Origin of the sequence: Goodfellowiella coeruleoviolacea, assembly GCF_024171785.1 — a bacterium.
GTDB classification, from domain to species: Bacteria; Actinomycetota; Actinomycetes; order Mycobacteriales; family Pseudonocardiaceae; genus Goodfellowiella; species Goodfellowiella coeruleoviolacea.
In genome coordinates, this window is record NZ_JAMTCK010000008.1 from 219573 (window position 1) to 242491 (window position 22919).

Annotated in this window: 19 protein-coding genes; 18 read left to right on the forward strand and 1 reads right to left on the reverse strand. The window is 74.0% G+C overall.

The annotated features are described in order from the left end of the window. The first annotated feature begins 18 nt into the window (after positions 1-18). Genes LX83_RS18960 through LX83_RS18990 form a run of 7 tightly spaced genes read left to right on the forward strand, consistent with a single transcriptional unit; the run spans position 19 to position 6181 of the window. Entirely contained in the window at positions 19-759 is a 741-nt protein-coding gene (locus LX83_RS18960) for a 2OG-Fe dioxygenase family protein (protein WP_253773203.1), read from the forward strand. Positions 760-763: 4 nt separating this feature from the next. Further along, a complete protein-coding gene (locus tag LX83_RS18965) occupies positions 764-1867 on the forward strand; it encodes a M20/M25/M40 family metallo-hydrolase (protein ID WP_253773205.1) in 1104 nt (367 codons plus the stop codon). Positions 1868-1869: 2 nt separating this feature from the next. Continuing rightward, complete coding sequence (gene lysX, locus LX83_RS18970) at positions 1870-2742, forward strand: lysine biosynthesis protein LysX (protein ID WP_253773538.1); 873 nt, start codon at positions 1870-1872, stop codon at positions 2740-2742. Then, positions 2739-3068 carry a hypothetical protein gene (locus LX83_RS18975; protein ID WP_253773207.1) on the forward strand — a complete coding sequence of 110 codons (330 nt, stop codon included), beginning with the start codon at positions 2739-2741 and terminating at the stop codon, positions 3066-3068. Before lysX ends, LX83_RS18975 begins: the two co-directional genes overlap by 4 nt. Further along, complete coding sequence (locus tag LX83_RS18980; RefSeq protein WP_253773209.1) at positions 3061-4413, forward strand: DegT/DnrJ/EryC1/StrS family aminotransferase; 1353 nt, start codon at positions 3061-3063, stop codon at positions 4411-4413. Before LX83_RS18975 ends, LX83_RS18980 begins: the two co-directional genes overlap by 8 nt. Then, a complete protein-coding gene (locus LX83_RS18985; protein WP_253773211.1) occupies positions 4410-5207 on the forward strand; it encodes a transketolase in 798 nt (265 codons plus the stop codon). Before LX83_RS18980 ends, LX83_RS18985 begins: the two co-directional genes overlap by 4 nt. After that, positions 5204-6181, forward strand: a complete 978-nt coding sequence (locus tag LX83_RS18990) for a transketolase family protein (protein ID WP_253773213.1) — start codon at positions 5204-5206, stop codon at positions 6179-6181. Before LX83_RS18985 ends, LX83_RS18990 begins: the two co-directional genes overlap by 4 nt. Positions 6182-6191: 10 nt before the next feature. Here the strand turns inward: LX83_RS18990 and LX83_RS18995 are convergent, their stop codons facing one another. Further along, on the reverse strand, positions 6192-7010 hold the full coding sequence (locus LX83_RS18995) for a GNAT family N-acetyltransferase (RefSeq protein WP_253773215.1): 819 nt from the start codon (positions 7008-7010) through the stop codon (positions 6192-6194). Between the two features lie 28 nt (positions 7011-7038). Here LX83_RS18995 and LX83_RS19000 point away from each other — a divergent pair, with 28 nt between their 5' ends. From LX83_RS19000 to LX83_RS19050, 11 genes are all read left to right on the forward strand, one after another. Further along, positions 7039-7614: a hypothetical protein gene (locus LX83_RS19000; protein WP_253773217.1), complete on the forward strand. Its 576-nt coding sequence runs from the start codon at positions 7039-7041 to the stop codon at positions 7612-7614. After that, positions 7604-8608 (forward strand): BtrH N-terminal domain-containing protein, encoded by a 1005-nt coding sequence (locus LX83_RS19005; RefSeq protein WP_253773219.1) that lies wholly within the window; start codon positions 7604-7606, stop codon positions 8606-8608. Before LX83_RS19000 ends, LX83_RS19005 begins: the two co-directional genes overlap by 11 nt. A gap of 105 nt (positions 8609-8713) precedes the next feature. Further along, on the forward strand, positions 8714-8884 hold the full coding sequence (gene lysW, locus LX83_RS19010) for a lysine biosynthesis protein LysW (RefSeq protein WP_253773221.1): 171 nt from the start codon (positions 8714-8716) through the stop codon (positions 8882-8884). Continuing rightward, positions 8881-9897, forward strand: a complete 1017-nt coding sequence (argC, locus tag LX83_RS19015) for an N-acetyl-gamma-glutamyl-phosphate reductase (RefSeq protein ID WP_253773223.1) — start codon at positions 8881-8883, stop codon at positions 9895-9897. Before lysW ends, argC begins: the two co-directional genes overlap by 4 nt. Before the next feature lie 34 nt (positions 9898-9931). Further along, entirely contained in the window at positions 9932-10780 is an 849-nt protein-coding gene (locus LX83_RS19020; protein ID WP_253773225.1) for a [LysW]-aminoadipate kinase, read from the forward strand. Next, positions 10780-14055, forward strand: a complete 3276-nt coding sequence (locus LX83_RS19025; RefSeq protein ID WP_253773227.1) for a non-ribosomal peptide synthetase — start codon at positions 10780-10782, stop codon at positions 14053-14055. Before LX83_RS19020 ends, LX83_RS19025 begins: the two co-directional genes overlap by 1 nt. Next, the gene (locus LX83_RS19030) at positions 14052-15227 is read left to right on the forward strand and encodes an acyl-CoA dehydrogenase family protein (RefSeq protein ID WP_253773229.1); all 1176 of its coding nucleotides are present in this window, start codon (positions 14052-14054) and stop codon (positions 15225-15227) included. The genes LX83_RS19025 and LX83_RS19030 overlap by 4 nt, the downstream gene beginning before the upstream one ends. Then, positions 15227-16261: an acyl-CoA dehydrogenase family protein gene (locus LX83_RS19035; RefSeq protein ID WP_253773231.1), complete on the forward strand. Its 1035-nt coding sequence runs from the start codon at positions 15227-15229 to the stop codon at positions 16259-16261. Before LX83_RS19030 ends, LX83_RS19035 begins: the two co-directional genes overlap by 1 nt. A 12-nt stretch (positions 16262-16273) precedes the next feature. Then, a complete protein-coding gene (locus LX83_RS19040; protein ID WP_253773233.1) occupies positions 16274-17626 on the forward strand; it encodes a M20/M25/M40 family metallo-hydrolase in 1353 nt (450 codons plus the stop codon). 12 nt (positions 17627-17638) lie between these two features. Next, positions 17639-20938 (forward strand): amino acid adenylation domain-containing protein, encoded by a 3300-nt coding sequence (locus tag LX83_RS19045; protein ID WP_253773234.1) that lies wholly within the window; start codon positions 17639-17641, stop codon positions 20936-20938. After that, positions 20935-22593, forward strand: coding sequence for a condensation domain-containing protein (locus tag LX83_RS19050; RefSeq protein WP_253773236.1), 1659 nt, complete (start codon positions 20935-20937; stop codon positions 22591-22593). The genes LX83_RS19045 and LX83_RS19050 overlap by 4 nt, the downstream gene beginning before the upstream one ends. Positions 22594-22919: the final 326 nt, after the last annotated feature.

Genomic DNA, 22919 nt, shown 5'->3' on the forward strand with positions numbered 1-22919 from the left:
AGTGCAGCGGAGGGGTGTATGAGTGCCTTCGGCGTAGCCATGGGCGGCCTCACCAAGAAGGAACGGGACCGGTTCGCCAACCTCACGGTCCGCGACGGGTACACCGTGATGCGCCGGGAGGACCTGCGCCCGTTGATGACCGAGGAGGACTTCCACTCCTTGCGGCGGGCCTGGGACGACCTGTACCTGGACACCGAGCTGGCCGACGGCGGCAAGTACCGCTACCGCCGGTACGGGCGGCTCGCGGTGGAGGTGACCGAGCAGGGGGTGCGCTTCGCGCCGCTGCCGCACGCCACCTTCCGCCAGGACGTCATCCCGCTGTGGCAGGGCAAGGACCGCGCCTTCGCCCCGATCAGCGAGGAGGTGCTGCTCAGCACGGGCATGCGCGCCCTGGTCGGCTTCGACGCGCAGCTGGCCAGCGCGGTCTCCGGCCGCACCTCGTGGACGGTGGGCATCCACCTGGTCCGCGTGATCGCCCCCCTCGGCGCGGTCGGCAAGCCCACCCCGGAGGGTCGCCACCGCGACGGGCACCTGTTCGTCGGCATGCACCTGCTGCGCCGCGACAACTGCGAGGGCGGCGTGTCCACCGTCTACCCCGAGCAGCGCGAGCCGGTCAGCCTCACCCTGACCGACCCCCTGGACTCCATGTTCGTCGACGACAACCGCGTCATGCACGAGGTCTCCCCGACCCGCGCGGTCGAGGGGGACGGCATCCGGGACATGCTGCTCGTCGACCTCAACGCACCCGGGGCGGAGTAGCGAAGTGATCACCGACGAGGTGGAGCTGCTCCGCTCCGCGGTCGCGATCCCGTCGGTTTCCGGCGGGGAGCGGGCCCTGTCCGCCTTCCTCGCGGATCGGATGCGGGTCGCGGGCTTCGACACGCACGTCGACGCCGTGGGCAACGTGCACGGCGTCGTCGGCGGTGACGGTCCCGAGATCGTGCTGCTCGGGCACATCGACACCGTGCCCGGCGACCTGCCCGTCCACATCGACGGCGATGTGCTGCACGGCCGCGGCTCGGTCGACGCGAAGGGACCGTTCGCGGCGTTCGTGTGCGCCGCCGCGCGGGTGGCCGGGACCATCGCCGCGCGGGTGCACGTGATCGGTGCGGTGGACGAGGAGCGCACCTCGGTCGGTGCCCGCCACCTGCTCTCCCGCACCCCGCCGGACGCGCTGGTCATCGGCGAGCCGAGCGGGGTGCACCGCGTGGGTATCGGCTACAAGGGCGTCTTCCGGTTCCGGGTGGAGGTCGTGCGGCCCAGCGCGCACACCTCCTCGGCCGCCGAGACCGCCGCCGAGGTGGTCATGCGGCTGTGGCAGACCGTGCGCGAGCGGCTGACCCGGCGCCACGCCGGTGAGCTGCCCCTGTTCGAGCAGGCGCTGCCGGCCGCGGTCGACGTGCGCGGCGACCTGGAGAACGCCGCGCTGGAGGTCTCCTGCCGGGTCCCGGTCGGCTTCGACCCGGACGCCTGCACCGCCGAGCTGCACGAGCTGGCCCGGGCGGCGGGCGCGCACCGGGTGCAGGTGATCGAGAGCGTGCCCGCCGTGCGCGCACCCCGCACCGACCCCGTGGTGCGGGCGCTGACCGCGGCGATCCGCGCCACCGGCGGCAACCCGGTGCCCACGCTCAAGCTCGGCACGGCCGACTGGAACGTGGTCGGACCGAGCTGGCGGTGCCCGGTCGCGGCCTACGGGCCCGGCGACTCCCGGCTCTGCCACACCCCGGACGAGCACATCCGGATCCCCGAATACCTCGCCGCCATCGAGGTGCTCGCCGACGCGCTCCCGCGTCTGGCGGCCTCGGTGCGGCCCCCGCTCGCCACCGCCGGTGGCGGACCCAGCCGAAGTGGAGGCAGCACCTCGTGACGATGGACCGACGGCCCCTGGCCGTGCTCACCTCTCGGGTGCGACTGGAGGAACGGCTGCTGCTGGCCGAACTGCGGCGCCGTGACATCGACTTCGTCCAGGTCGACACCCGCACCCTGGCCCTGCGGCTGGAGACGGGCCAGCGCCTGGCGCTGCCCTACCGGGGCGCGCTGAGCCGGGAGATCTCGCACACCCGCAACGCCTACGTCAGCAGGCTCTTCGAGCACGCGGGCGTGCCCGTGGTGAACAGCTCGCGGATCATCACCCTGTGCGGGGACAAGCTGCTCACCACGCTGGCACTGCGCGAGGGCGGCCTGCCCACCATCCGCGCCATGGCCACCCTGGTGCCCGAGGCGGCCCTGGCCGGCATGGACGACTTCGGCTACCCGGCCGTGGTCAAGCCGCTCACCGGCTCCTGGGGCAAGCTCATGGCCCGCCTGCGCGACCACGAGGGCGCCGAGGCCGTGCTCGAACACCGCGGCGCCCTCCCCGGCCCGCAGCACCAGATCACCTTCGTGCAGGAGTACGTCGACAAGCCCGGCCGCGACATCAAGGCCTACGTCTTCGGCGGCGAGGTCGTCGGCGCGATCTACAAGGTGCACGACCACTGGCGCACCAACACCGCCCGCGGCGGCCGGGCCGAGGTCTGCCCGCTCACCGACGAGCTGGTGAAGCTGTTGCAGGACACCGCCAGCGCGGTCGGCGAGGGCGTGCTCGGCATCGACGTCATCCAGCACCGCGACGGCACCATGTACGTCAACGAGGTCAACCACACCCCCGAGTTCCACGGCGCGATCGAGGTGCTGGGCGTGGACCTGGTCGGCGCCTACGTGGACTACGCGCTCGGCCAGCTCGACCTGTGGAGCCAGCGGTGAGCCCGCGGATCGCGCCGCTCGCGCTGACCGGGCCGGTGGTGTGCCGGGGCCAGGTGCTCGATCTGCCCGAAGGCCTCTACGACTGGGTGCACGTCGAGGTCGACGCGCCGGTGGCGGGCGAGCACACCGTGTGGCTGTACTACACCGGCGGCCTGGACCCCGAGGTCCTCGTGGTGCCCGGCGGCACCGCCGGCTGGACCAGGGTCGGGGTGGCGCGCCGGGACACCCTGGTCGGCGTCCGCCTGCCGGACGCGCCGGAGCTGGTCATCCGCTCGGTGTCCCTGGTCGCCCCGGCGCACGCGGAAGCGGGGGCCGCCCATGTCTGACCAGCTCGCCATGTTCGGCGGCAGGCGCGAGGTGGCCAGGGCCGAGAACACCAGGGAGCGCACCGGCTGGCCGGTGGTCACCGAGGCCGAGCGCGAGGCCGTGCTCGGGGTCTTCGACGCCGGGCTGTACACCTCCAACGACGGCGGCCGCGGCGCGGTGTCCGGGCTGCAGCGCGACTGGGCCGCCTACACCGGCGTCCGGTTCTGCGCGGCGGTGGCCAACGGCACCGCCGCCCTGGAGCTGTCCCTGGCCGCGCTCGGCCTGGAACCCGGCGCCGAGGTCCTGGTACCCGCGCTGACGTTCATCGGCTCGGCCATCCCGGTGGTGCGGCGGCTGCTCGTGCCGGTCTTCGTCGACGTCGACCCGGTCACCTACACCATTGATCCGGCCGCGGCCGAGGCCGCGATCACCCCGCGCACCCGCGCGATCATCGCGGTCCACCTGCACGGGCTGCCCGCTGACCTCACGGCACTGCGCGCGCTCGCCGACAAGCACGGGCTGCACCTCGTGGAGGACGCCGCCCAGGCGCAGGGCGCGCGGTACCGGGGCCGCGCGGTCGCCTCCTTCGGCGACATCAACGCGGTCAGCCTCAACGTGGTCAAGAACCTGCCCACCTGCGGTGAGGGCGGCCTGGTCACCACCGACGACGAGGAACTCCACGAGCGCGTCGTGCTGCACCGGCAGTTCGGCGAGGACCTGCGCGCGGGCAGGGACCGCGACTACATCTCGCGCGTGCTCGCGGGCAACGAGAAGCTCTCCGCGGTGCAGGCCGCGTTCACCCGGGCGCAACTGTCCCGGTTGGACGCCAACCAGGCCGCGCGCGACCGGGGCGTCCGGGCGTTCCTGGCGCGGCTCGCGGAGCTGCCCGGCGTCATCACCCCGCACTGCCCCCCGGACCGCACCCACGCCTGGCACATCCTGCGGCTGCGCTTCGACCCGGCCGCCGCGGGCCTGCCCGACGTGCGCCCAGGCGCGTTCCGGGCCGTGCTCGCGCGGGCGCTGAAGGCCGAGGGCGTGCCGGTGCAGCCGTACCAGGTGGTGCCACTGCCGGGGCAGCCGGCGTTCCAGCGGCTCGCCGGGTTCGGCGGCTACCCGTGGCGGCTGCCCGGGGTCGCGCCGGTCAGCTACCGGATCGAGGACCACCCGGTCAGCCTGGCCGTCATCGAGGACTCGCTGACCGTGCAGCGCGTGCACCTCAACCCGGCGGCCGCGCCGCTGCTGCTGCGCTTCGCCGACGCCTTCGCCAAGGTCTGGGCCAACCTGGACGTGCTGGCACCGGTCGCGCGCGCCGTGGACTACCGGCCGCCGTGGCAGGCGGCGACGACGACGGCGGTGAGCGCATGAGCACCGAGGCGGCCGCCTACCGGGTGCGCGAACGCGTGCTCAAGATGGGCACGGGCGCGCACGGCACGCACATCGGCGGCAGCCTGTCCTGCGCCGACGTGCTCACGCTGCTGTTCACCGAGGTGCTGCGGCTGCGGCCGGAGGACCCCCGGTGGGACGGGCGGGACCGGTTCATCCTCAGCAAGGGCCACGCCAGCGCCGCGCTGTACGGCGTGCTCGTCGAGCGCGGTTACCTGGCCGAGACCGAGCTGGCCACCTACACGCGCAAGGGCAGCCGGCTGGCCGGGCACCCGTTGCGCCGCCTGCCCGGGGTGGAGTTCCCCAGCGGTTCGCTCGGGCACGGCCTCTCCCTCGGCGCCGGGGTCGCGCTCGGGCTGCGCCGCACCGGCCGGGACAGCCGGGTGTTCGTGCTGCTCGGTGACGGCGAGCTGCAGGAGGGGTCGGTGTGGGAGGCCGCGATGTTCGCCGGCACCCAGCGGCTGGACAACCTCGTCGCGATCGTGGACCGCAACGGCTTGCAGATCACCGGTCCCACCACCGGCCTGGAGCCGCTGGCCGAACGCTGGCGCACCTTCGGCTGGCACGCCGTCGAGGTGGACGGGCACGACCTGGCCGCGCTGCGCTCGGTGTTCGGCGACCTGCCCACCGGCAAACCGGTGGTGGTCATCGCGAACACGGTCAAGGGCAAGGGCGTGCCGCTGTTCGAGGGCAAGAAGAAGAGCCACTCCGTCCAGCTGACGCCGCGCCTGTACCAGCGCGCCGTGGCTGGCCTGAAGTCGACGAGGCCGTCATGACCACTGCCGAACTCGAAACCGCCGCGCCCACCTGGGCGCAGCGCTACTCGGTCTCCTCCCGCGAGGTCTACCGGCGGGTGCTGGCCGAGCTGGCCGCCACCGACCCCCGGCTGTTCTGCGTGGACTCCGACATGGGCGGGTTGGAGGACATCTTCGGCGCGCCGCTGCCGCAGCAGTACGTCAACGTCGGCATCGCCGAGGCCAACCTGATGAGCGTCTCGGCGGGCCTGGCCGACACCGGGTTCCTGCCGTACGCCAACACGATCGCCGGGTTCGCCTCGGCCCGGGCGTGCGAGCAGGTGAAGGTGGACATCGCCGGCAACAACCTGCCGGTGCGCATCGTGGTCACCCACTCGGGCGTGTCCGCCGGCCCGTACGGGCCGACGCACCACTGCCTGGACGACATCGCGATCATGCGCACGATGCCGAACATGACGGTGGTGGTGCCCAGCGACGCGGCCGAGACCGAGTACGTGATCCGGTCCACAGTGGACCTCCCCGGCCCGCTGTACGTGCGGCTGGGGCGCGGGGCCACACCGCTGGTCAACACCGGGCCGTACGAGTTCGTGCTGGGCCGGGCGCGCTGGCTGCGCGCCGGCGACGACGTGACGATCGTGGCCACCGGCGCCCACCCGGTGCACATGGCGCTGCGGGCGGCGGAGATCCTGGCGCGGCGGGGGATCGGGGCGCGGGTGCTGAACATGCACACCGTCAAGCCGATCGACCGGGCGGCCCTGGTCCGCGCGGCCGACGAGACCGCGGGCATCGTCACCGTCGAGGACCACGTCCTCGTCGGCGGGCTCGGGGCGGCGGTGTGCGAGGTGGTGGCGGAGGAGCGCCCGTGCCCGGTGCGCCGCATCGGGCTGCCGGACGCCTACTTCGACTACGTCGCCGACGAGCGCGACCTGCTGGTGCACGCCGGGGTCAGCCCGGAGCGCATCGCCGAGGCCGCGCTGGCGGTCGGCGGCTGGTGAGGTTGGCCGTTCAGGCCTGGCTGCGCACACCGGGCAGGCGCCACCAGGCCAGCAGCTCCGGGTGCGCCGCGCGGGGCATCACGAACGCGGGGATCTCGCGGGCCGGGCGGTCGAAGCGCAGGTCGGGTGAACCGGCGTGGGCGGCCAGGGTCTCCCGCACCGCCGCCAGCTCCGCCGGCCCGGCACCGGGCCACAGGTCGGCGCCCAGCAGATCCGCGCGGTGTGCGGGCACGCCCAGGGCCACGCTCGCCGCCGTGCCCGAGCCGGTGTCCCACCACGTCACCGCCACGCCCTCGGCGACGTCCCGGGCCTGCGGGTACGGCAGCGAGTCCGCCAGGTCCCGCCGCATGTGCACCTCGGACAGCGGCTTGTCCCCGGCGGCGAAGTGCCGCACCGTCCGGTAGCCGACGCGGGTGTAGAACGCCGGGTTGCCGCGCTCGACCACCGCGTCCAGCACCACGCCGCGCGCGCCCTCCGCGCGGGCCGCGCGCTCCAGGGTCCGCAGCAGGGCCCGGCCGGTGCCGGCGCGGCGCACCCAGGGCGCGACGGCCAGGCGGCGGACCTCCCAGGTCTCGCCGACGGCCGCGCGGACCGTACCCGCGACCTCGCCATCCGAGGTGGCCACCCACAGGCGCAGCCCGGCCGCCAGGTCCGCGTGGACCTGCTCCGGGGTGCTGAACACCCCGTCGGCGGTCGGCAGGCCCGGGACCAGGTCGCCCACGGTGTAGGCCGCCGACGTGATCCGCGAAATGGTCTCGGCCAGCTCGTCGGAAAGCGAGTCGATCGCTGTGATTTCGAGCTGGCCGGTGCTGGCTCCCAACAAAGGCATAATCGACAACATACGCGAGTGTGATGATTTGAAGAACACCGTCGTCGACATTTCCGCGCTCTGCGACAACCGCGGAATCCAACCGCCAGGAACCGAGGGGGACTACGGATTCAACATCTGGTCGAACACCTTCCCGGCCGAGGAGCTGCCCGAGCCGGGCAGCCTCGTACCGGTCGCCGGCGTCCCCTTCGAGTTTCCCGCCCGGCCCGCGCCGGGTGGGGACAACATCCGGTGCCGGGGCCAGCTCGTGCCGGTGCCGCCCGGGGACTACGACTGGCTGTACCTGCTCGGCGCGGCCGAGCGGCGGACCGAGGACCAGGTGCTGCTGCACTACCGGGACGGCACCGTGCGCGCCGAGTGGCTGCGCATGTCCGACTTCTGGCCGCAGACCGAGGCCCGGTTCGGCGAGCCGCTGGCCTTCCGCACCTCAGCGATGCGCTACCCGAGGCACACCCACCCCGCGCACGCCCCCTCGATCTGGCAGCAGCGCGTCCCGGTCACCGTGCCGGGGGAGATCACCGCGGTGCGGCTGCCGGACAACCCCGCGATGCACGTCTTCGCCCTGACCCTCGGCACCGACCTGGAGGCCCGTCGTGCGAGTTGAGCTGGCCCCCGTCCGCTACTGGCGGCACGACCTCGGGCACTGCCTGCACACCACCGCGGGTGTGCTGCTGGACCACCACGGCCTGGACCCGATCGAGGTGCTCGGCGCCTGGTGGGGCTTTCACTACCCCGGTGACCTGCGGCGGGAAGAGTACTACCTGCCCGGCGCGGCCGAGTCGCTGTTCACCGGCCTGGCCCCGCACCACCGGATCAGCTCCCGCTGGCACACCCCCGCCGACGCCGAGACCGGCTGGCGTGAGGTGCGCGCGCAGCTGCTCGCCGGGCGGCCGGTCGCGGTGGCCGCGGACAACTTCCACCTGCCGTTCCGCCCCGCCTACCGGGACGTGCACACCAACCACCTGCTCACCGTCTACGGCTTCGACGACGAGGCGGGGCAGGTGCTGGTCGCCGACCCGGTGCCGCCCGCGTTCCAGGGCGCCGTCCCGCTCGCCGAGTTCACCGCGGCCCGCGACTCCGGCAACCCGGTCAAGCACGACCGCGACCTGTTCTTCACCGCCAACCCGATCGGCAACCGCTGGCTGGAGCTGACCGTCGAGGACCGGCAACCCGCCTTCGACCAGGACTTCTTCCGGCACGTGCTGACCGAGAACCAGCGCGGCTTCACCGACCCGGCCGACCGGGCGACCAGCGGCCTCAGCGGCCTGCGGACCTTCCTGACCAGCACCATCGACGCCCTGGCCGACGACGCCGGCCTGGTCGACGAGATGTTCGTGGTCATCGGCCCGGTGCTCGCCGTCGCCGGCCTGCACGCCGAGTACCTGGCCATGGCGGGGCGGCGCTTCGACGACCACCGCCTGCTGGAGTGCGCGCGCCTGGTCGACCGGGTCTGCCACCACTGGGCGGCCCTGCGCATCGCCGTGGCCACCTGCCGCGCCGACCGCGCCGCGGCCGTGCCGTCGCTGCGCCGCCGCGCCCAGCGGCTGCTCACCGAGCACGAACTCGTGCTGACCGAGATCGACCGCGTGCTCGCGTAGGGGAAATCCCCTACTCCCGGCCGGAGCCCGGTTTCGGCCATTCTGTTTCCGTCTGGTCCTGAATCCGTCGGAATCATCGACGGACAATGCGGGAGGAATGCTGAAGTGAGCGTTCAGTCTTGCCCGGAATGCGCGGCGGACGTGGCTTTCGCCGCACCCCCGGAACTCAACGAGATCATCGAGTGCGGTGAGTGCGCGGGCGAGTTGGAGGTCGTCTCCGTCGACCCGCTGATCATCGCGGTCGCGCCCGAGGCCGAGGAGGACTGGGGCGAGTGATCCGCGCCGCGATCGTCGGGGGAGCCGGGTACATCGGAGGTGAACTCCTCCGGCTCCTCCTCGGCCACCCCGAGGTGGAGGTGGTGGCCAGTACCTCCGCCCGGCTCGCCGGCAGGCGGGTGGACGGCAGCCACCCGAACCTGCGCGGCCTGACCGACCTCGTCCACAGCAGCCCCGACGCCCTGCCCGACTGCGACGCGGTGTTCTTCGCCAGCTCCGGCCTGGACGATCCGGCCCAGCGGGCCGCCCTGGCGAGCCGCGCCAAGCTGGTCTTCGACCTCAGCGCCGACCTCCGGCTCACCGACCCGGCCCTGTTCGCCAAGCACTACGGCGCGCACCCGACCCCGGACCTCCTCGGCACCGCCACCCGCGGCCTGCCCGAGGTCGACCGGGCGGCCCTGCGCACCGCGAACCTGGTGTCCGTGCCCGGCTGCATGGCCACCGCGGGCATCCTCGGCCTGCGCCCGCTCGTCGAGTTCATCGACGGACCGGTCACCGTGGATGGTCGCGTCGGCTCCAGCGGATCCGGCGCCTCCGCCGGCGAGATGAACCTGCACGCCGAACGCGCCAACGTGCTCCGCGTGTTCGCCCCGCTCGGCCACCGGCACCAGGCCGAGATCAGCCAGGCCACCGGGCTGACCGTGCGCATGACCGCCACCGGCGTGGACGCGGTGCGCGGGGTGCAGGTGCTCTGCCGCACGCAGGTGCGGGCGGGCGTCACCGAGACCGACATCCGCAAGGCCTACCGCGCCGCGTACGCCGACGAGCCGTTCGTGCGCGTGGTGGCCCAGAAGCGCGGCAACTACCGCCTGCCCGAACCGAAGATCCTGCTCGGCTCGAACTTCTGCGACGTCGGCTTCGCCCTCGACGCGGACACCCGCGAGCTGCTGGTCGTCGGCGCCCTGGACAACCTGGTCAAGGGCGGCTCGGGCAACGCCGTGCAGAGCCTGAACATCCGGATGGGCTGGGACGAGCGCCTCGGCCTCGGCTTCCCGGGGCTGCACCCCGTCTGAGCCGGTGTCCGCACCGCGACCCAGGGAGATCATCATGACCGACCACGTCACCGTGGTGAAGTGCGGCGGCGGCCGCACGCTGGACCGGGAGGCGGTCTGCCGCGACCTGGCCGCGCTGTCCGCCGCCGGCGGACCGGTGGTGCTGGTGCACGGCGGCGCGGCCGACGCGGACCAGCTCGCCGGGCGGCTCGGGGTGCCGCAGCGCAGGCTGACCACCCCGAGCGGTTCCTCCAGCCGCTACACCGACCCGGCCACGCTGGAGGTGCTGCTGATGGCGCTGGCCGGCAAGATCAAGCCCGGTCTGGTCGCCGCGCTCGCCCGGCACGGCGCCCGCGCCGCCGGCCTGACCGGCATGGACGGCAACCTGTTGCGCGCCAAGCGCACCGCCACCCACCGGGCGGTGCTGGACGGGCGCACCGTGGTCGTCCGCGACGACCACAACGGCCGCATCCGCGCCGTGGACCCCGCGATCCTGACCACGCTGCTCGACCGGGGGATCGTGCCGGTGGTGTCCCCGCCCGCGCTGGGTGAGGACAGCCAGCCGGTCAACGTGGACGCCGACCGGGCCGCCGCGGCCATCGCCGCCGCGCTGTCCACAGTGGTCCCCGCGACCCTGGTGCTGCTCACCGCCGCGCCCGGGGTGCTGGCGGACCACACCGACGAGCGCACGCTGCTGCCCGACTTCCGGGTGCCGCCGGCGGGTCCGGTCGGCGCGGAGGCCACCGGCGGCATGACCGTGAAGCTGCAAGCCGCCCGCGACGCCCTCCTGGGCGGCGTGGGCACGGTAGTCATCGCCGACGGACGCGGCGACAGCCCGGTGAGCAACGCGCTCGCCGGTGCCGGGACCCGCGTGCGCGTGGCCGAACTGGCAGGGAGCCACTGATGTCGAGTCCGGTGCGGCCCGCTGGGCGCAGCCTCGCGGACACCCGCAAGGCACTGCTCGCGCTGCGGGAGAAGCAGCAGAAGTCGCTGCGCGCCACCAGCGACACCGTCACCCCGGTCCCGCGCGACAGGGCGCTGCCACTGTCGTTCGCCCAGCAGCGGCTGTGGTTTCTGGACCAGTGGGCGCCGGGCCAGGCCGTGTACAACTCGCCGGTCGCGCTGCTGCTGCGCACCGAGCTGGACCACACGGCCTTCCAGGGCGCGCTGACCGACCTGGTGGCGCGGCACGAGGTGCTGCGCACGCGCTACCCGGTCGAGAACGGCGTGCCCTACCAGGAGATCGAGCCCGCGCCGGAGTCGGTGCCGCTGCCGGTGACCGACCTGACCGGGGCCTCGCGCACCGAGGTCGAGGACTGGGTGTCCGCGTTCGCCCAGCAGCCCTTCGACCTGGAGCGCGGTCCCGTCCTGCGCGCGGCCCTCGGCAAGCTCAGCGACCGCGAGCACGTGCTGGTGCTGAACACCCACCACATCGCCACCGACGGCGCCTCCACCGGCATCGTCACCACCGAACTGGTCGAGCTGTACCAGGCCCGCCGCCAGCACCGGCCGGCGCTGCTGCCCGCGCTGCCGGTGCAGTACGCCGACTACGCGGTCTGGCAGCGCGGCCACCTCACCGGCGAGGTCCTGGACAAGCAGCTGGCCTACTGGCGCCAGCGCCTCGCCGACCTGCCCACCCTGGACCTGCCCACCGACCGGCCTCGGCCGGTGACCCCCAGCCAGGCGGGCGCGACCCTGCAGACCCTGCTGCCGCCGGCGCTGCGCGACCGGCTCAACGCGGTGGCCCGCGAGGAGCGCGTCACCCTGCTCACCGTGGTGCTGGCCGCGTTCACCGCGCTGATGGCCCGCTACACCGGGCAGGAGGACATCGTGCTCGGCTCGGTGTTCGCCGGCCGCACCCGCCCCGAGGTCGAAGGCCTGGTCGGCTTCTTCGCCAACACGCTCGTGCTGCGCACCTCGGTGCACGGCGACCCGAGCTTCCGGGAGCTGCTGGCCCGCGTCAACGAGACCGTGCTCGGCGCGCACTTCCACCAGGACCTGCCGTTCGGTCGCCTGGTCGAGGAGCTGCGCCCGGACCGCGACCCCAGCCGCAACCCGCTGTTCCAGACCTGCTTCACCCTGCAGCACGCCACCGTGGAGTCGGCGACGGTCGGGGACATCGAGGCCGAGACCTTCGACATGGAGCTGGGCACCGCGCGGTTCGACCTGGCCGTGCAGCTCACCGAGATCCCCGAAGGCCTGCGCCTGTGGGCGGAGTACTCCACCGACCTGTTCGACACCGACCGCATCCAGCGGCTGTTCGACCACTACACCGAGATCCTCACCGCCGTCGCCGCGAGCACCGCGCCGCGGCTGAGCGAGCTGCCGGTGCTGACCGAGGCCGAGCGCGAGGCGCTCACCGGCACCTGGAACGACACCGCGCGCCCGGTGCCCGACAGCACCTTGCACCAGCTGTTCGAGTCCGTTGTGGACAGATACCCGGACGCGGTGGCCACCCGGTTCGAGGGCACCCGGCTGACCTACGCCGAGCTGGACGCCCGCGCCAACCAGCTCGCCTGGGCGTTGCGCGGCAACGGTGTCGGGCCGGAGACCGTGGTCGGCGTGCTGCTGGAGCGCGGCCCCGGCCTGCCAACGGCCTTCCTCGGCATCCACAAGGCGGGCGGCGCCTACCTGCCCCTGGACCCGGACCACCCGGCCGCGCGCTGGGAGCTGGTGCTCGCCGAGGCCCGGTCCACCCTGGTGGTCACCACCACCGACCGCGCCGGCGCGCTGCCCGACGGCGTCACCGCGATCTGCCTGGACGCGCTCGGCGAGCAGTCCGCGCGGCGCCCGCCGGTCACCGCCCGGCCGGACAACCTGGCCTACCTGATCTTCACGTCGGGCTCCACCGGCCGCCCCAAGGGCGTGCAGGTCGAGCACCGCTCCATCGTCAACTTCACCGCGGGCATCATCGAGGAGTTCCGGCTGGGCGTGGGCGACCGCGTGCTCCAGTTCGCCAACCCCGCCTTCGACGTCAGCCTGTTCGACTTCTTCGCCGCCCTGTGCTCCGGCGCCACCCTGGTGGCGGCCCCGCGCCGCACCCTGCTGGACCCGGCCGGCCTGACCGAGCTGATGCGCGCCGAGCGGGTCACCGTCACCGACCTGCCGCCCGCCGTGCTCGGCCTGCTCGACCCGACCGCGTTCCCCGACCTGCGCGCCCTGTTCGTCGGCCTGGAGGCCTTCCCGGGCGAGCTGGTCAACCGGTGGAACACCCCGGGCCGCGAGTTCCACAACGGCTACGGCCCCACCGAGGCGACCGTGGCGTGCGTGGACCACCGCTGCCCGAAGGTCGAGCACACCGCGATGCCGCCCATCGGCGCGCCCCTGGCGAACTACCAGGCGCACGTGCTCGACGAGCACGGGAACCTGGTGCCGGTCGGCGTACCCGGTGAGCTGCACATCGGCGGGGTCGGCGTGGCCCGGGGCTACGCCAACCAGCCAGGGCGGACCGCGGAGAAGTTCGTCCCGGACCCCTTCGGGCCCCCCGGCAGCCGCCTGTACCGCACCGGTGACCTGGTGCGCCGCCGCGCCAACGGCGACCTGGAGTTCGTCGGCCGGGTGGACAACCAGGTCAAGATCCGCGGCCTGCGCGTGGAGCCCAGCGAGATCGAGCACGTCATCAAGCAGCACCCGGCGGTCGACGAGGTCGTGGTGATCGGCCGGCACCACGGCGCCGAGGCCCGCCTGCTCGCCTACCTGACCACAGTGGACGGACAGTGGCTGGACACCGAGCAGCTGCGCGGGCACCTCACCGGCGAGCTGCCCGCCTACCTGGTGCCCGCGGTGTTCACGGTGCTGCCCGAACTGCCCCGCACGGCCAGCGGCAAGCTCGACCGCACCCGCCTGCCCGAGCCCGGGGTGCGCGCCGCGGTCCGCGAGTCCGTGCCACCGCGCAACCCCACCGAGGAGACCCTGGCGGTCATCTGGCGCGAGCTGCTCGGCCTGCCGGAGCAGGCGCCGGTCGACGTGCACGACAACTTCTTCGCCGAGGGCGGCACCTCGCTCACGATCACGCGGCTGGCCTCGCGCATCCGCGACGCCTTCGGCGTGAGCCTCCAACTGCAGGACCTGTTCACCAAGGCCAGCATCGCCCAGCTCGCCGAGCTGGTCGAGGCCGAGGAGATCGCCGGCGTCGACGACGAGGAGCTGCTGCGGCTGCTGCGGGAGGTGGACGGATGAGCGCGTCCCTGCTCGACCACGACCCGGTGCTCACCCCGGCGCAGGTGGAGTTCCGCCGCCAGGTGCGGGCCTTCTTCGCCGAGGACCGGGTGCGCGAACTCGCCGAGGAGATCGCCGGCTACCCGGTGGGCACCGAGGCCGCGCTGCTGCCGGTCTACCGCTGGCTCGGTGAACGGGGCTGGCTGGCCCCGAACTGGCCGGTGGAGTACGGCGGCGCCGGGCTCGGCGCGGTCGAGGCGGCCATCGTCACCGAGGAGATGACCCTGGCGGGCATCCCCGACGACGTGCACGTGCTCAGCATCGACATCGTCGGCCTGTTCCTGCTGCTCAAGGGCACCGAGCAGCAGAAGCGCGCGCACCTGCCCGCCCTGGCGGCGGGGGAGCGCATCGCCACCGTGCTCTTCACCGAGCCCGAGGCCGGCTCCGACCTGGCCGCGCTGCGGACCCGGGCGGTGCGCGACGGCGACGGCTGGCGCCTGTCCGGCAGCAAGGTCTACAACATGAAGTCCCAGTACGGCGACGTGGCGCTGTGCGCGGCCCGCACCAGCGACAGCCCGGTGGGCATGCACGGCATCACGTTGTTCCTGCTGCCGCTGCGCTCACCCGGCGTGCACGTCGAACCCGTGCCCAGCTACGCCAACGACCGGTTCAACCTGGTCGTCATCGACGGCGTGCGGCTCACCGAGGCCGACGTGATCGGGCGCGTGGACGACGGCTGGGCGCTGATGAACGAGATGCTCCAGCTGGAGCGCACCGGCATCGACTTCCACGCCAAGGCCCGCCGCCTGCTCGACCTCGTGCTCCGGCGCGCGGCCGAGACCGGGCGGCTGGCCGACCCGGCCTACGCCATCCCACTGGCCGAGCTGGACGCGAAGCTGCGCGCCGGGCACGCCCTGGCCTGGCAGATGGTCCGCGACCTCGGCGAGCACAACCCGGACCCGGTCGCCTCGGCGATGTCCAAGTGGTACGTCACCGAGCTGTTCCAGCCGATCCTGACCGCCGCGGCCGACATCGACGGCATGGACGCGCTGCTCACCGCCTGGGACGGCGACGCGCCCGCACTCGGCCAGCTGGAGGCCGGCTACCGGTTCGGGCCCTCGCACCGGCTGGCCTCCGGCACCTCCGAGGTGATGCTCATGCTGATCGCGACCAACGGACTGGGGCTGCTCTGATGACCGCCGTCGCCGAACTCTTCCACCCCGACCTCAACCCCACCCTGCGCAGGCTGGGCGAGCGGCCCAGGGGCGCGGGCCGCGCCGGACCGTCCGAAGAGGACAGGCAGGTGCGCGAGTCGGTGTGGGCCACCCTGGCCGAGCTGGACGGGCTGCGCGGTCCCGGGCTGCTCGACACCGCCGAGCTGATGGGCCCCGGCCTGTACCAGAGCCCGTTCCTGGACACCGTCTTCGCCGCCGAGCTGCTCGCCGCGGACGGGCGCTTCGGCGCCGAGCTGGACCGGATCGCCGCCGGGGAGCTGACCCTGGCCGTGGCCATGCGCGAGCACGGCACCGACGAACCCGACCAGCCGGCCGCGCTGACCGTGGCGCGGGACCGGGTCACCGGCGTGCGCCGGTTCGTCGCCTTCGCCGCCGAGGTGGATCACCTGCTCGTCGTCGGCGGCCAGGAACCGGTGCTGGCCCTGGTGCCCGTGCGGCAGCGGGGCGTGCGCACCCGCAGACAGGACGACCTCGGCCGCGGCGACCTCTACGAGGTGGTCCTGACCGGTGCGCGGGCCCGGCTGCTCACCTCGGGCGGGCACTACGCCACCGCGCTCGCGAACGCGCGGCTGCGGCTGGCCGCGCACCTGGCCGGGATCGCGCGCGGTGCCGTGGAGCTGTCCGCCGCGCACCTGAAGGACCGGCGGGCCTTTGGCGCGCCCCTGGCCCGCCAGCAGGTCCTGGCGCACCGGCTGGCCGCGCTCGCCGCGCGCACCACCGCCGTGCTGACCTTCGCCCGCACCGCCGCCAGGGCCGCCGGAACCGGCGCGGACGTGCGACTGCCCGCCGCGCAGGCGCTGTTCCTGGCCGCCGACCTGGCCCGGGAAGCGGCCGCCGAGGCCGTGCACCTGCACGGCGCGCGCGGGCTGACCGAGGAGTGCGACGCGAGCGTCTTCCACCGCAGGGCCGCGGTCACCGCACTCACCCTCGGCACCCCGGCCGGGCTGCGCCGCCTGGCGGCCACCCTGCTCGCGAACGCACACACGGTTTGAGACGGAGACGTTGTGACGACCCCAGCCACCGATCCGGTGCCCCTGCTCCAGGAGCTGATCCGGATCAACACCACCAACCCGCCCGGTGACGAGGGCGCCTGCGTGGCCCACATCGCCGAGATCCTGGCCCAGTGCCCGGAGGTCGACGTCCAGGTCCTGGGCCCCGACAACGACCGCACGAACCTCGTCGCCCGTTTCCCCGGCCGGGGCGAGGCCGCGCCGCTGCTGCTGCACGGCCACTCCGACGTGGTCCCGGTGACCGGCCAGGACTGGCTCTACCCGCCGTTCGAGGGCCTGCTCGTCAACGGCGAGGTGTGGGGCAGGGGCGCGATCGACATGAAGGGCGGGCTGGCCATGATGCTCTCCGCCCTGATGCGCCTGCGCGCGGCCGGGGAACGCCCCGCCGGGGACGTGCTGCTGGCCGTGGTGGCCGACGAGGAGAACGGCAGCCGCGTCGGCGCCGGATACCTGGTGGACAACCACCCGGAGCTGTTCGCCGGCGTCCGCTGCGCGATCGGCGAGGAGGGCGGCGCGGGCGTCGAACTCGGCGGCCGCCGCTTCCACCCGGTCGTGGTCGCGGAGAAGCGGGCGTGCTGGCTGCGCATCACCCTGCGCGGCCCGGGCGGCCACGGTTCGCGCCTGGCCCCGCCGGACACCCCGATGGCCAAGCTCGGCCGCCTGCTCACCGTGCTCAGCGGGGTGCGCCTGCCCCGCCACCAGACCCCCGCCGCCGACCGCATGCTGGCCACCCTGGCCGCGGCGCTGCCGGAACCGCTGGACGAGGCGGTGCGCAGGCTGCGCGCCGACCACGTCCGCGACGGCGTCCCGGCCAGCCTGCCGCTGCCCGAGGCGCTGTACCTGGACTCGGTGCTGCGCCACACGGTCAACCCGACCATCGTGCGCACCACCGAGAAGATCAACGTGGTGCCGGGCGAGATCTCGGTCGACCTGGACGGGCGCATCCTGCCCGGGGAGTTCTCCGTGGCCGACTTCACCGCCGAGCTGCGCGAGCTGATCGGCGCGGACGTCCAGGTGGACCTGCTGCTGGAGGGCTCGAAGGTCGATCCGGCCAAGCTGGTCGAACCCGAGTTCGGCGACTTCTACGACTGCCTGGTCGAGATCCTCACCAAGGCCGACCCGGACGCCGTGCCGCTGCCGATGATCACCCCGGCGTCCACCGACGCGCGCCTGTTCGCCCAGCTGGGCATCCGCTGCTACGGCTGGCTGCCCATGCAGCTCCCGGCCGGCAGCGACCACCGCAGCCTGCTGCACCGCGCGAACGAGCGCATCCCCGTGGACGCCCTTGAGTTCGGCACCCAGTGCCTGACCGAGCTGCTCCGCACCTACCGGTACACCAACTGCTAGGGAGCCCCTGCCATGCGATCGGCCTGGTTGAGCGAGGACCGCAAGGCCCTGCTGCGTCAGCTGCGACAGCGCGAGGGCCTCGGCGGCGCCGTGCCCGGGATCCAGGCCCGCCCCGACCCGGCCGCGCCCGCCCCGCTGTCCCACGGTCAGCGCAGGCTCTGGTTCTTCGACCGCCTCCAGCCCGGCAGCGCGCTGTACAACGTGGCCGCGGCCGTCCGCTTCCGCGGCGCCCTCGACCACGGCGCGCTCCGGCGCGCCCTCACCGCGATCCTGACCCGGCACGAGGTGCTGCGCACGACCTACCACGCCGACGACACCGGCGGCGCGGTCGCGGTCGTCGGCCCGGTGCCGCCCGTCGAGCTGCCGGTGTCCGATGTGGACGACGCCGTGGCCGAGGCGCGCCGGCTGGCGGTGCGGCCGTTCGACCTGGCCACCGGTCCGGTGCTGCGCACCCACCTGCTGCGCGCAGCCGAGGACGAGCACCTGCTGGTGCTCGCCGTGCACCACATCGCCTGCGACGGCTGGTCCCTGGAGATCCTGCTGCGCGAGCTGGTCGCCCGCTACCGCGACCCCGGGGCCGTGCTCGCCGAGCTGCCCGTGCAGTACGCCGACTACGCCGCCTGGCAGCAGGAGTGGCTGGCCTCCCCCGCGGCGGAGCAGCAGCTCGCGCACTGGCGCGACCGCCTCGCCGACGCGCCGTTGCTCGACGTGCCCGCCGACCACGCCCGGCCCGCCGAACCCACCTTCGCCGGCGGCACGCACACCTTCACCCTGACCCCCGAGGCCGGGCGCGCGCTGACCGCTCTGGCCGAGGCCGAGCGCACCACGCCGTTCGTGGTCGCGCTGACCGCGTTCGCCGCCGTGCTCGGCCGCTGGTCCGGGCAGCGGGACCTGGTCATCGGCATCCCCGTCGCGGGCCGTTCCCGCGCCGAGGTCGCGCCCCTGGTCGGGTTCTTCGTCAACACCCTGCCGCTGCGCCTGGACCTCTCCGGCGACCCGACCGTCCTGGACCTGCTGCGCCAGGTCCGCTCGGCGGTGCTGGACGCCCGGTCCCACGCCGACATCCCGTTCGACCACCTGGTGGAGAAGCTGCGCCCGGCCCGCGACGCCGGTGGCCGCACCCCGCTGGTCCGGCACCTGTTCCAGACCGACGAGGCCCCGTTCCGGCCGGTCACCGCGGGCGCGGTCGAGCTGGAGGTGGTGCCGCTGAGCACCGGGACCGCCAAGTTCGACCTCAACGTGGACCTGACCCCGCTGCCGGACGGCGGGTGGACCGGGCACGTCGAGTACAGCCGCGAGCTGTACGCCGACGAGACCACCGCCCGGCTCACCGACAGCCTGCGCCTGGTGCTCTCCGCACTGGCGCCCGGGCTGCCGGTGTCGCGGCTGCCGCTGCTCACCGCCGAGCACCGCGCCGAGCTGGTCGACCGGCACAGCGGCGCCGCCGTGCCCGCGCCGCGCTCCGGGCCGGCCACCCTGCACGGGCACATCGAGGCCCAGGTCGACGCCACCCCGCACGCCGAGGCCGTGCGCTTCGAGGACACCGCGATCAGCTACGCCGAGCTGGACCGCCGCGCCAACCAGCTCGCGCACCTGCTGCGCGCGCGCGGCGTCGGCCCGGACACCGTGGTCGGCGTGTGCCTGCCCAGGAGCATCGAGCTGATGGTGGCGCTGGTCGCCGTGCTCAAGGCGGGCGGCGCCTACCTGCCGCTGGACACCGGCTACCCGGCCGCGCGCCTGGCGGGCATGCTCACCGACGCGCACGCCGCCGTGGTGATCGGCGACAGCGGCGAGTTCACCGTGGACGGTGTCGAGCTGGTCTGCCCGAAGCGGGACGCGGCGCTGATCGCCGCCCAGCCGAGGACCCGGCCCGCCGTCGAGGTGTCCGAGCGCGACCTCGCCTACGTGATCTTCACCTCCGGCTCGACCGGCCGCCCCAAGGGCGCGATGAACGAGCACCGGGGCGCGCTCAACCGCCTCCTGTGGATGCAGCGGGCCTTCCCGCTCGCACCGGGCGAGGGCGTGCTGCAGAAAACCCCGATCGGCTTCGACGTGTCGGTGTGGGAGCTGTTCTGGCCGCTCATGGTCGGCGCCCGCGTGGTGCTGGCCCGGCCGGGCGGCCACGGCGACCCGGACTACCTGGCCGGGCTGATCGACGCCGCGTCGATCAGCACCGCGCACTTCGTGCCGTCCATGCTGGCCGCCTTCCTCACCGCACCCGATCTCGCCCGCGCCGGCGCGCTGCGGCGCATCGTGTGCAGCGGCGAGGAGCTGCCCGCGAGCCTGGTCGACGACTGCGCGCGGCTGCTGCCGGACGTGCCGGTGTTCAACCTCTACGGCCCGACCGAGGCCGCGGTCGACGTCACCTGGTACGACTGCCGCGACGGCTACGGCCACCGCGTGCCGATCGGCTTCCCGGTGGACGGCGCCCGGATCTACCTGGTGGACGAGCACCTCGCGCCCGTGCCCGCGGGCATGCCCGGTGAGCTGCTGATCGGCGGCGTGCCGGTGGGCCGGGGCTACCGCGACCGGCCGGCGCTCACCGCCGCCCGGTTCATCCCGGACCCCTTCGGCGACCCAGGCGAGCGCCTGTACCGCACCGGCGACCTGGCGCGCCGGCGCCCGGACGGCGCGATCGAGTACCTGGGCCGCATCGACAACCAGGTGAAGCTGCGCGGCATGCGCATCGAGCTGGGCGAGATCGAGGCCGCGCTGACCGCGCTGCCGGGCGTGGACTCGGCGGTGGCCGGGCTGCACACCGCGCACACCGGCCCGCGCCTGGCGGCCTGGCTGCGCGCGTCGCCAGCGCCCGACCTGGCACGGGTGCGCGCGGCGTTGCGGGAGAAGCTGCCCGCGCACATGGTGCCCACCGACCTCGTGCTGGTCGACGAGTGGCCGTTGAGCCCCAACGGCAAGCTCGACCGCCGCCGGCTGCCCGAACCCGCCGCGGCCGACGCCGGGGGCGAGCACGTGCCCCCGGCCGACGACACCGAGCGCGCCCTGGCGCTGCTGTGGCAGGAGGTGCTCGGCGTGGACCGCGTCGGCACCACCGACAACTTCTTCGACCTGGGCGGCCACTCCCTGCTGGCCACGCAGCTCATCCTCCGCGTGCGCTCGGCCTTCGGCGTCGAGCTGCCGCTGAACAAGCTGTTCGCCTCCCCGACCGTGGCCGCCATGGCACGGGCCGTCCGGGAGGGCACCGCCCGGCGCCCGGCGAGCGGTCCCGGCCTGCGCCGGGTGGACCGCTCCCGCTACCGCGCCCCCGTCCCGTCCACCGCCCCGTCCACCGTCCCGCAGGAGCCAACCCGATGACCGAGGACCTGTACGTCCTGCCCGCCAGCTTCGGGCAGAAGCGGCTGTGGCTGCTGGAGCAGGTGCAGCCGGACACCCCGCTGTACACGATGGCGGCGGCCCTGCACCTGCGCGGCCCGCTGGACACCGAGGCGCTGAACCGGGCGCTGACCGCGGTGGTCGAGCGGCACGAGGTGCTGCGCACGGTGCTGCGCCTGGCGGGCGGCGACGTGGTCCAGGTGGTCCGCGCCCCGGCACCGGTGGCGCTGGAGGTGTCCACAGTGGACGGGGACGTGGCCGCCGCGGTGGCCCGCGCCGAGGAACTGGCGGCGATCCCGTTCGACCTGGCCGAAGGGCCCCTGCTGCGCTGCCACCTCCTGCGCCTGTCGGCGCGGGAGCACGTGCTGCTGAACGTCGTGCACCACACGGTGGCCGACGGCTGGTCGATGGGGGTGCTGCTGAACGAACTGATCACCCGGTACGCCGACCCGGCGGCCGAACTGCCGGAGCTGACCGTCCAGTACGCGGACTACTCGGTGTGGCAGCAGGAGCAGCTGGACAGCGGCGAGCTGAACGACCAGGTCGAGTACTGGCGCACGGAGCTGGACGGCGTCCAGGCACTGCGCCTGCCCGCCGACCACACCACCCGGGCCACCTCCGGCGCGCACACGGTCCCGGTGCGGGTCCCGGCCGCGGTGGTCCGCCAGTTCCGGCTGGTGGGCCCGAACGGCGTGACGGCAGCCATGGTGGCGATGGCGGCCTACGCGACGATGCTGTCCCGCTGGAGCCGCCAGACCGACCTGGTGGTGGGAATCCCGGTGGCTGGCCGCAGCGAGGTCGAACTGGAACCCCTGGTGGGCTTCTTCGTGAACACCCTGCCGATCCGGCTGGACCTCAGCGACAACCCCACCTTCCTGGACCTGCTGACCCAGGTCCGGGACCGCTGCCTGAGGGCCTACGCCAACGCGGACGTCCCGTTCGAGCTTCTGGTGGAGGAGCTGAAGCCGGAGCGCCGCGCGGGCCGGCTCCCCCTGGTGCAAACCATGCTGGCGATCAACAACACCAGCCTGCCCAGCGCAACCGGCATCCAGGGGCTGACCATCGAGCCCCTCCCGCTGTCCACGGCCACCGCCCAGTTCGACATCTCCGCGGACCTCGCCGAAGACCAGGACGCCCTGACCGGCACCCTGACCCTCGCCGCGGACCTGTTCACCGCGGACTCGGCCACCCTGGCGGCGAAGTCGCTCACCACGATCCTCCGCACCGCGGTGGCCAGCCCGAGCACCCGCCTGACCGACCTGCCCTGCCCCATCGCCGACGCCCGCCCCCTGGCGGACGCCCCGCTGCCGCAGGACCCGGCCAGCCCACCGGCGGCGGAGGCCGGCGACCCGTCCCCGCGCACCCCGGTGGAGTTGCTGCTGACCCGCCTGTGGTCGGAGATCCTGGAGGTCGACACGGTGAACGTGCACCAGGAGTTCTACGCCTCCGGCGGCAACTCGCTGCGCGCCGTGCGGGTGGTCATGCGTGCCAGGGAGATGGGCGTGGAACTCCCGGTGGACCTGGTCCTGGGTGAACACACCATCCGCCAACTGGCCCGCGGCCAGCTGGGCGGGACCCCGGCGGCCGCCCGGTCACAGGCGCCGGGCGAGGACGCGGCGCCCGGGCTCCTGGTCTGACCTCGAAGGACCTCCGGGGCGCGGGAACCAGACGGGGGCCACCGCGGTGTGGCGCGCGCGGCCGTGGACCGCCGCGCGCCCGGCCCACCAGCAGGTCCGCCGTCTGGTCAGCCACGCCCGAACCCGCGCCCGGTCCGGACCCGGCGGCTGGAGGATTCCTCGCATCCCCGGCCCGGTGGTGCGGAAATCCGCGATCTGCCGGGCACATCTGGGGACGAGCACGCGGATCGGTCTGATTCGTCCCGTTCGCGGATCCGCGGGTGACGACACCGGGTCGCACCAGTCCCGGTGACGAGGAGAGCGATCACGAGCCCCACGGTTCAGCG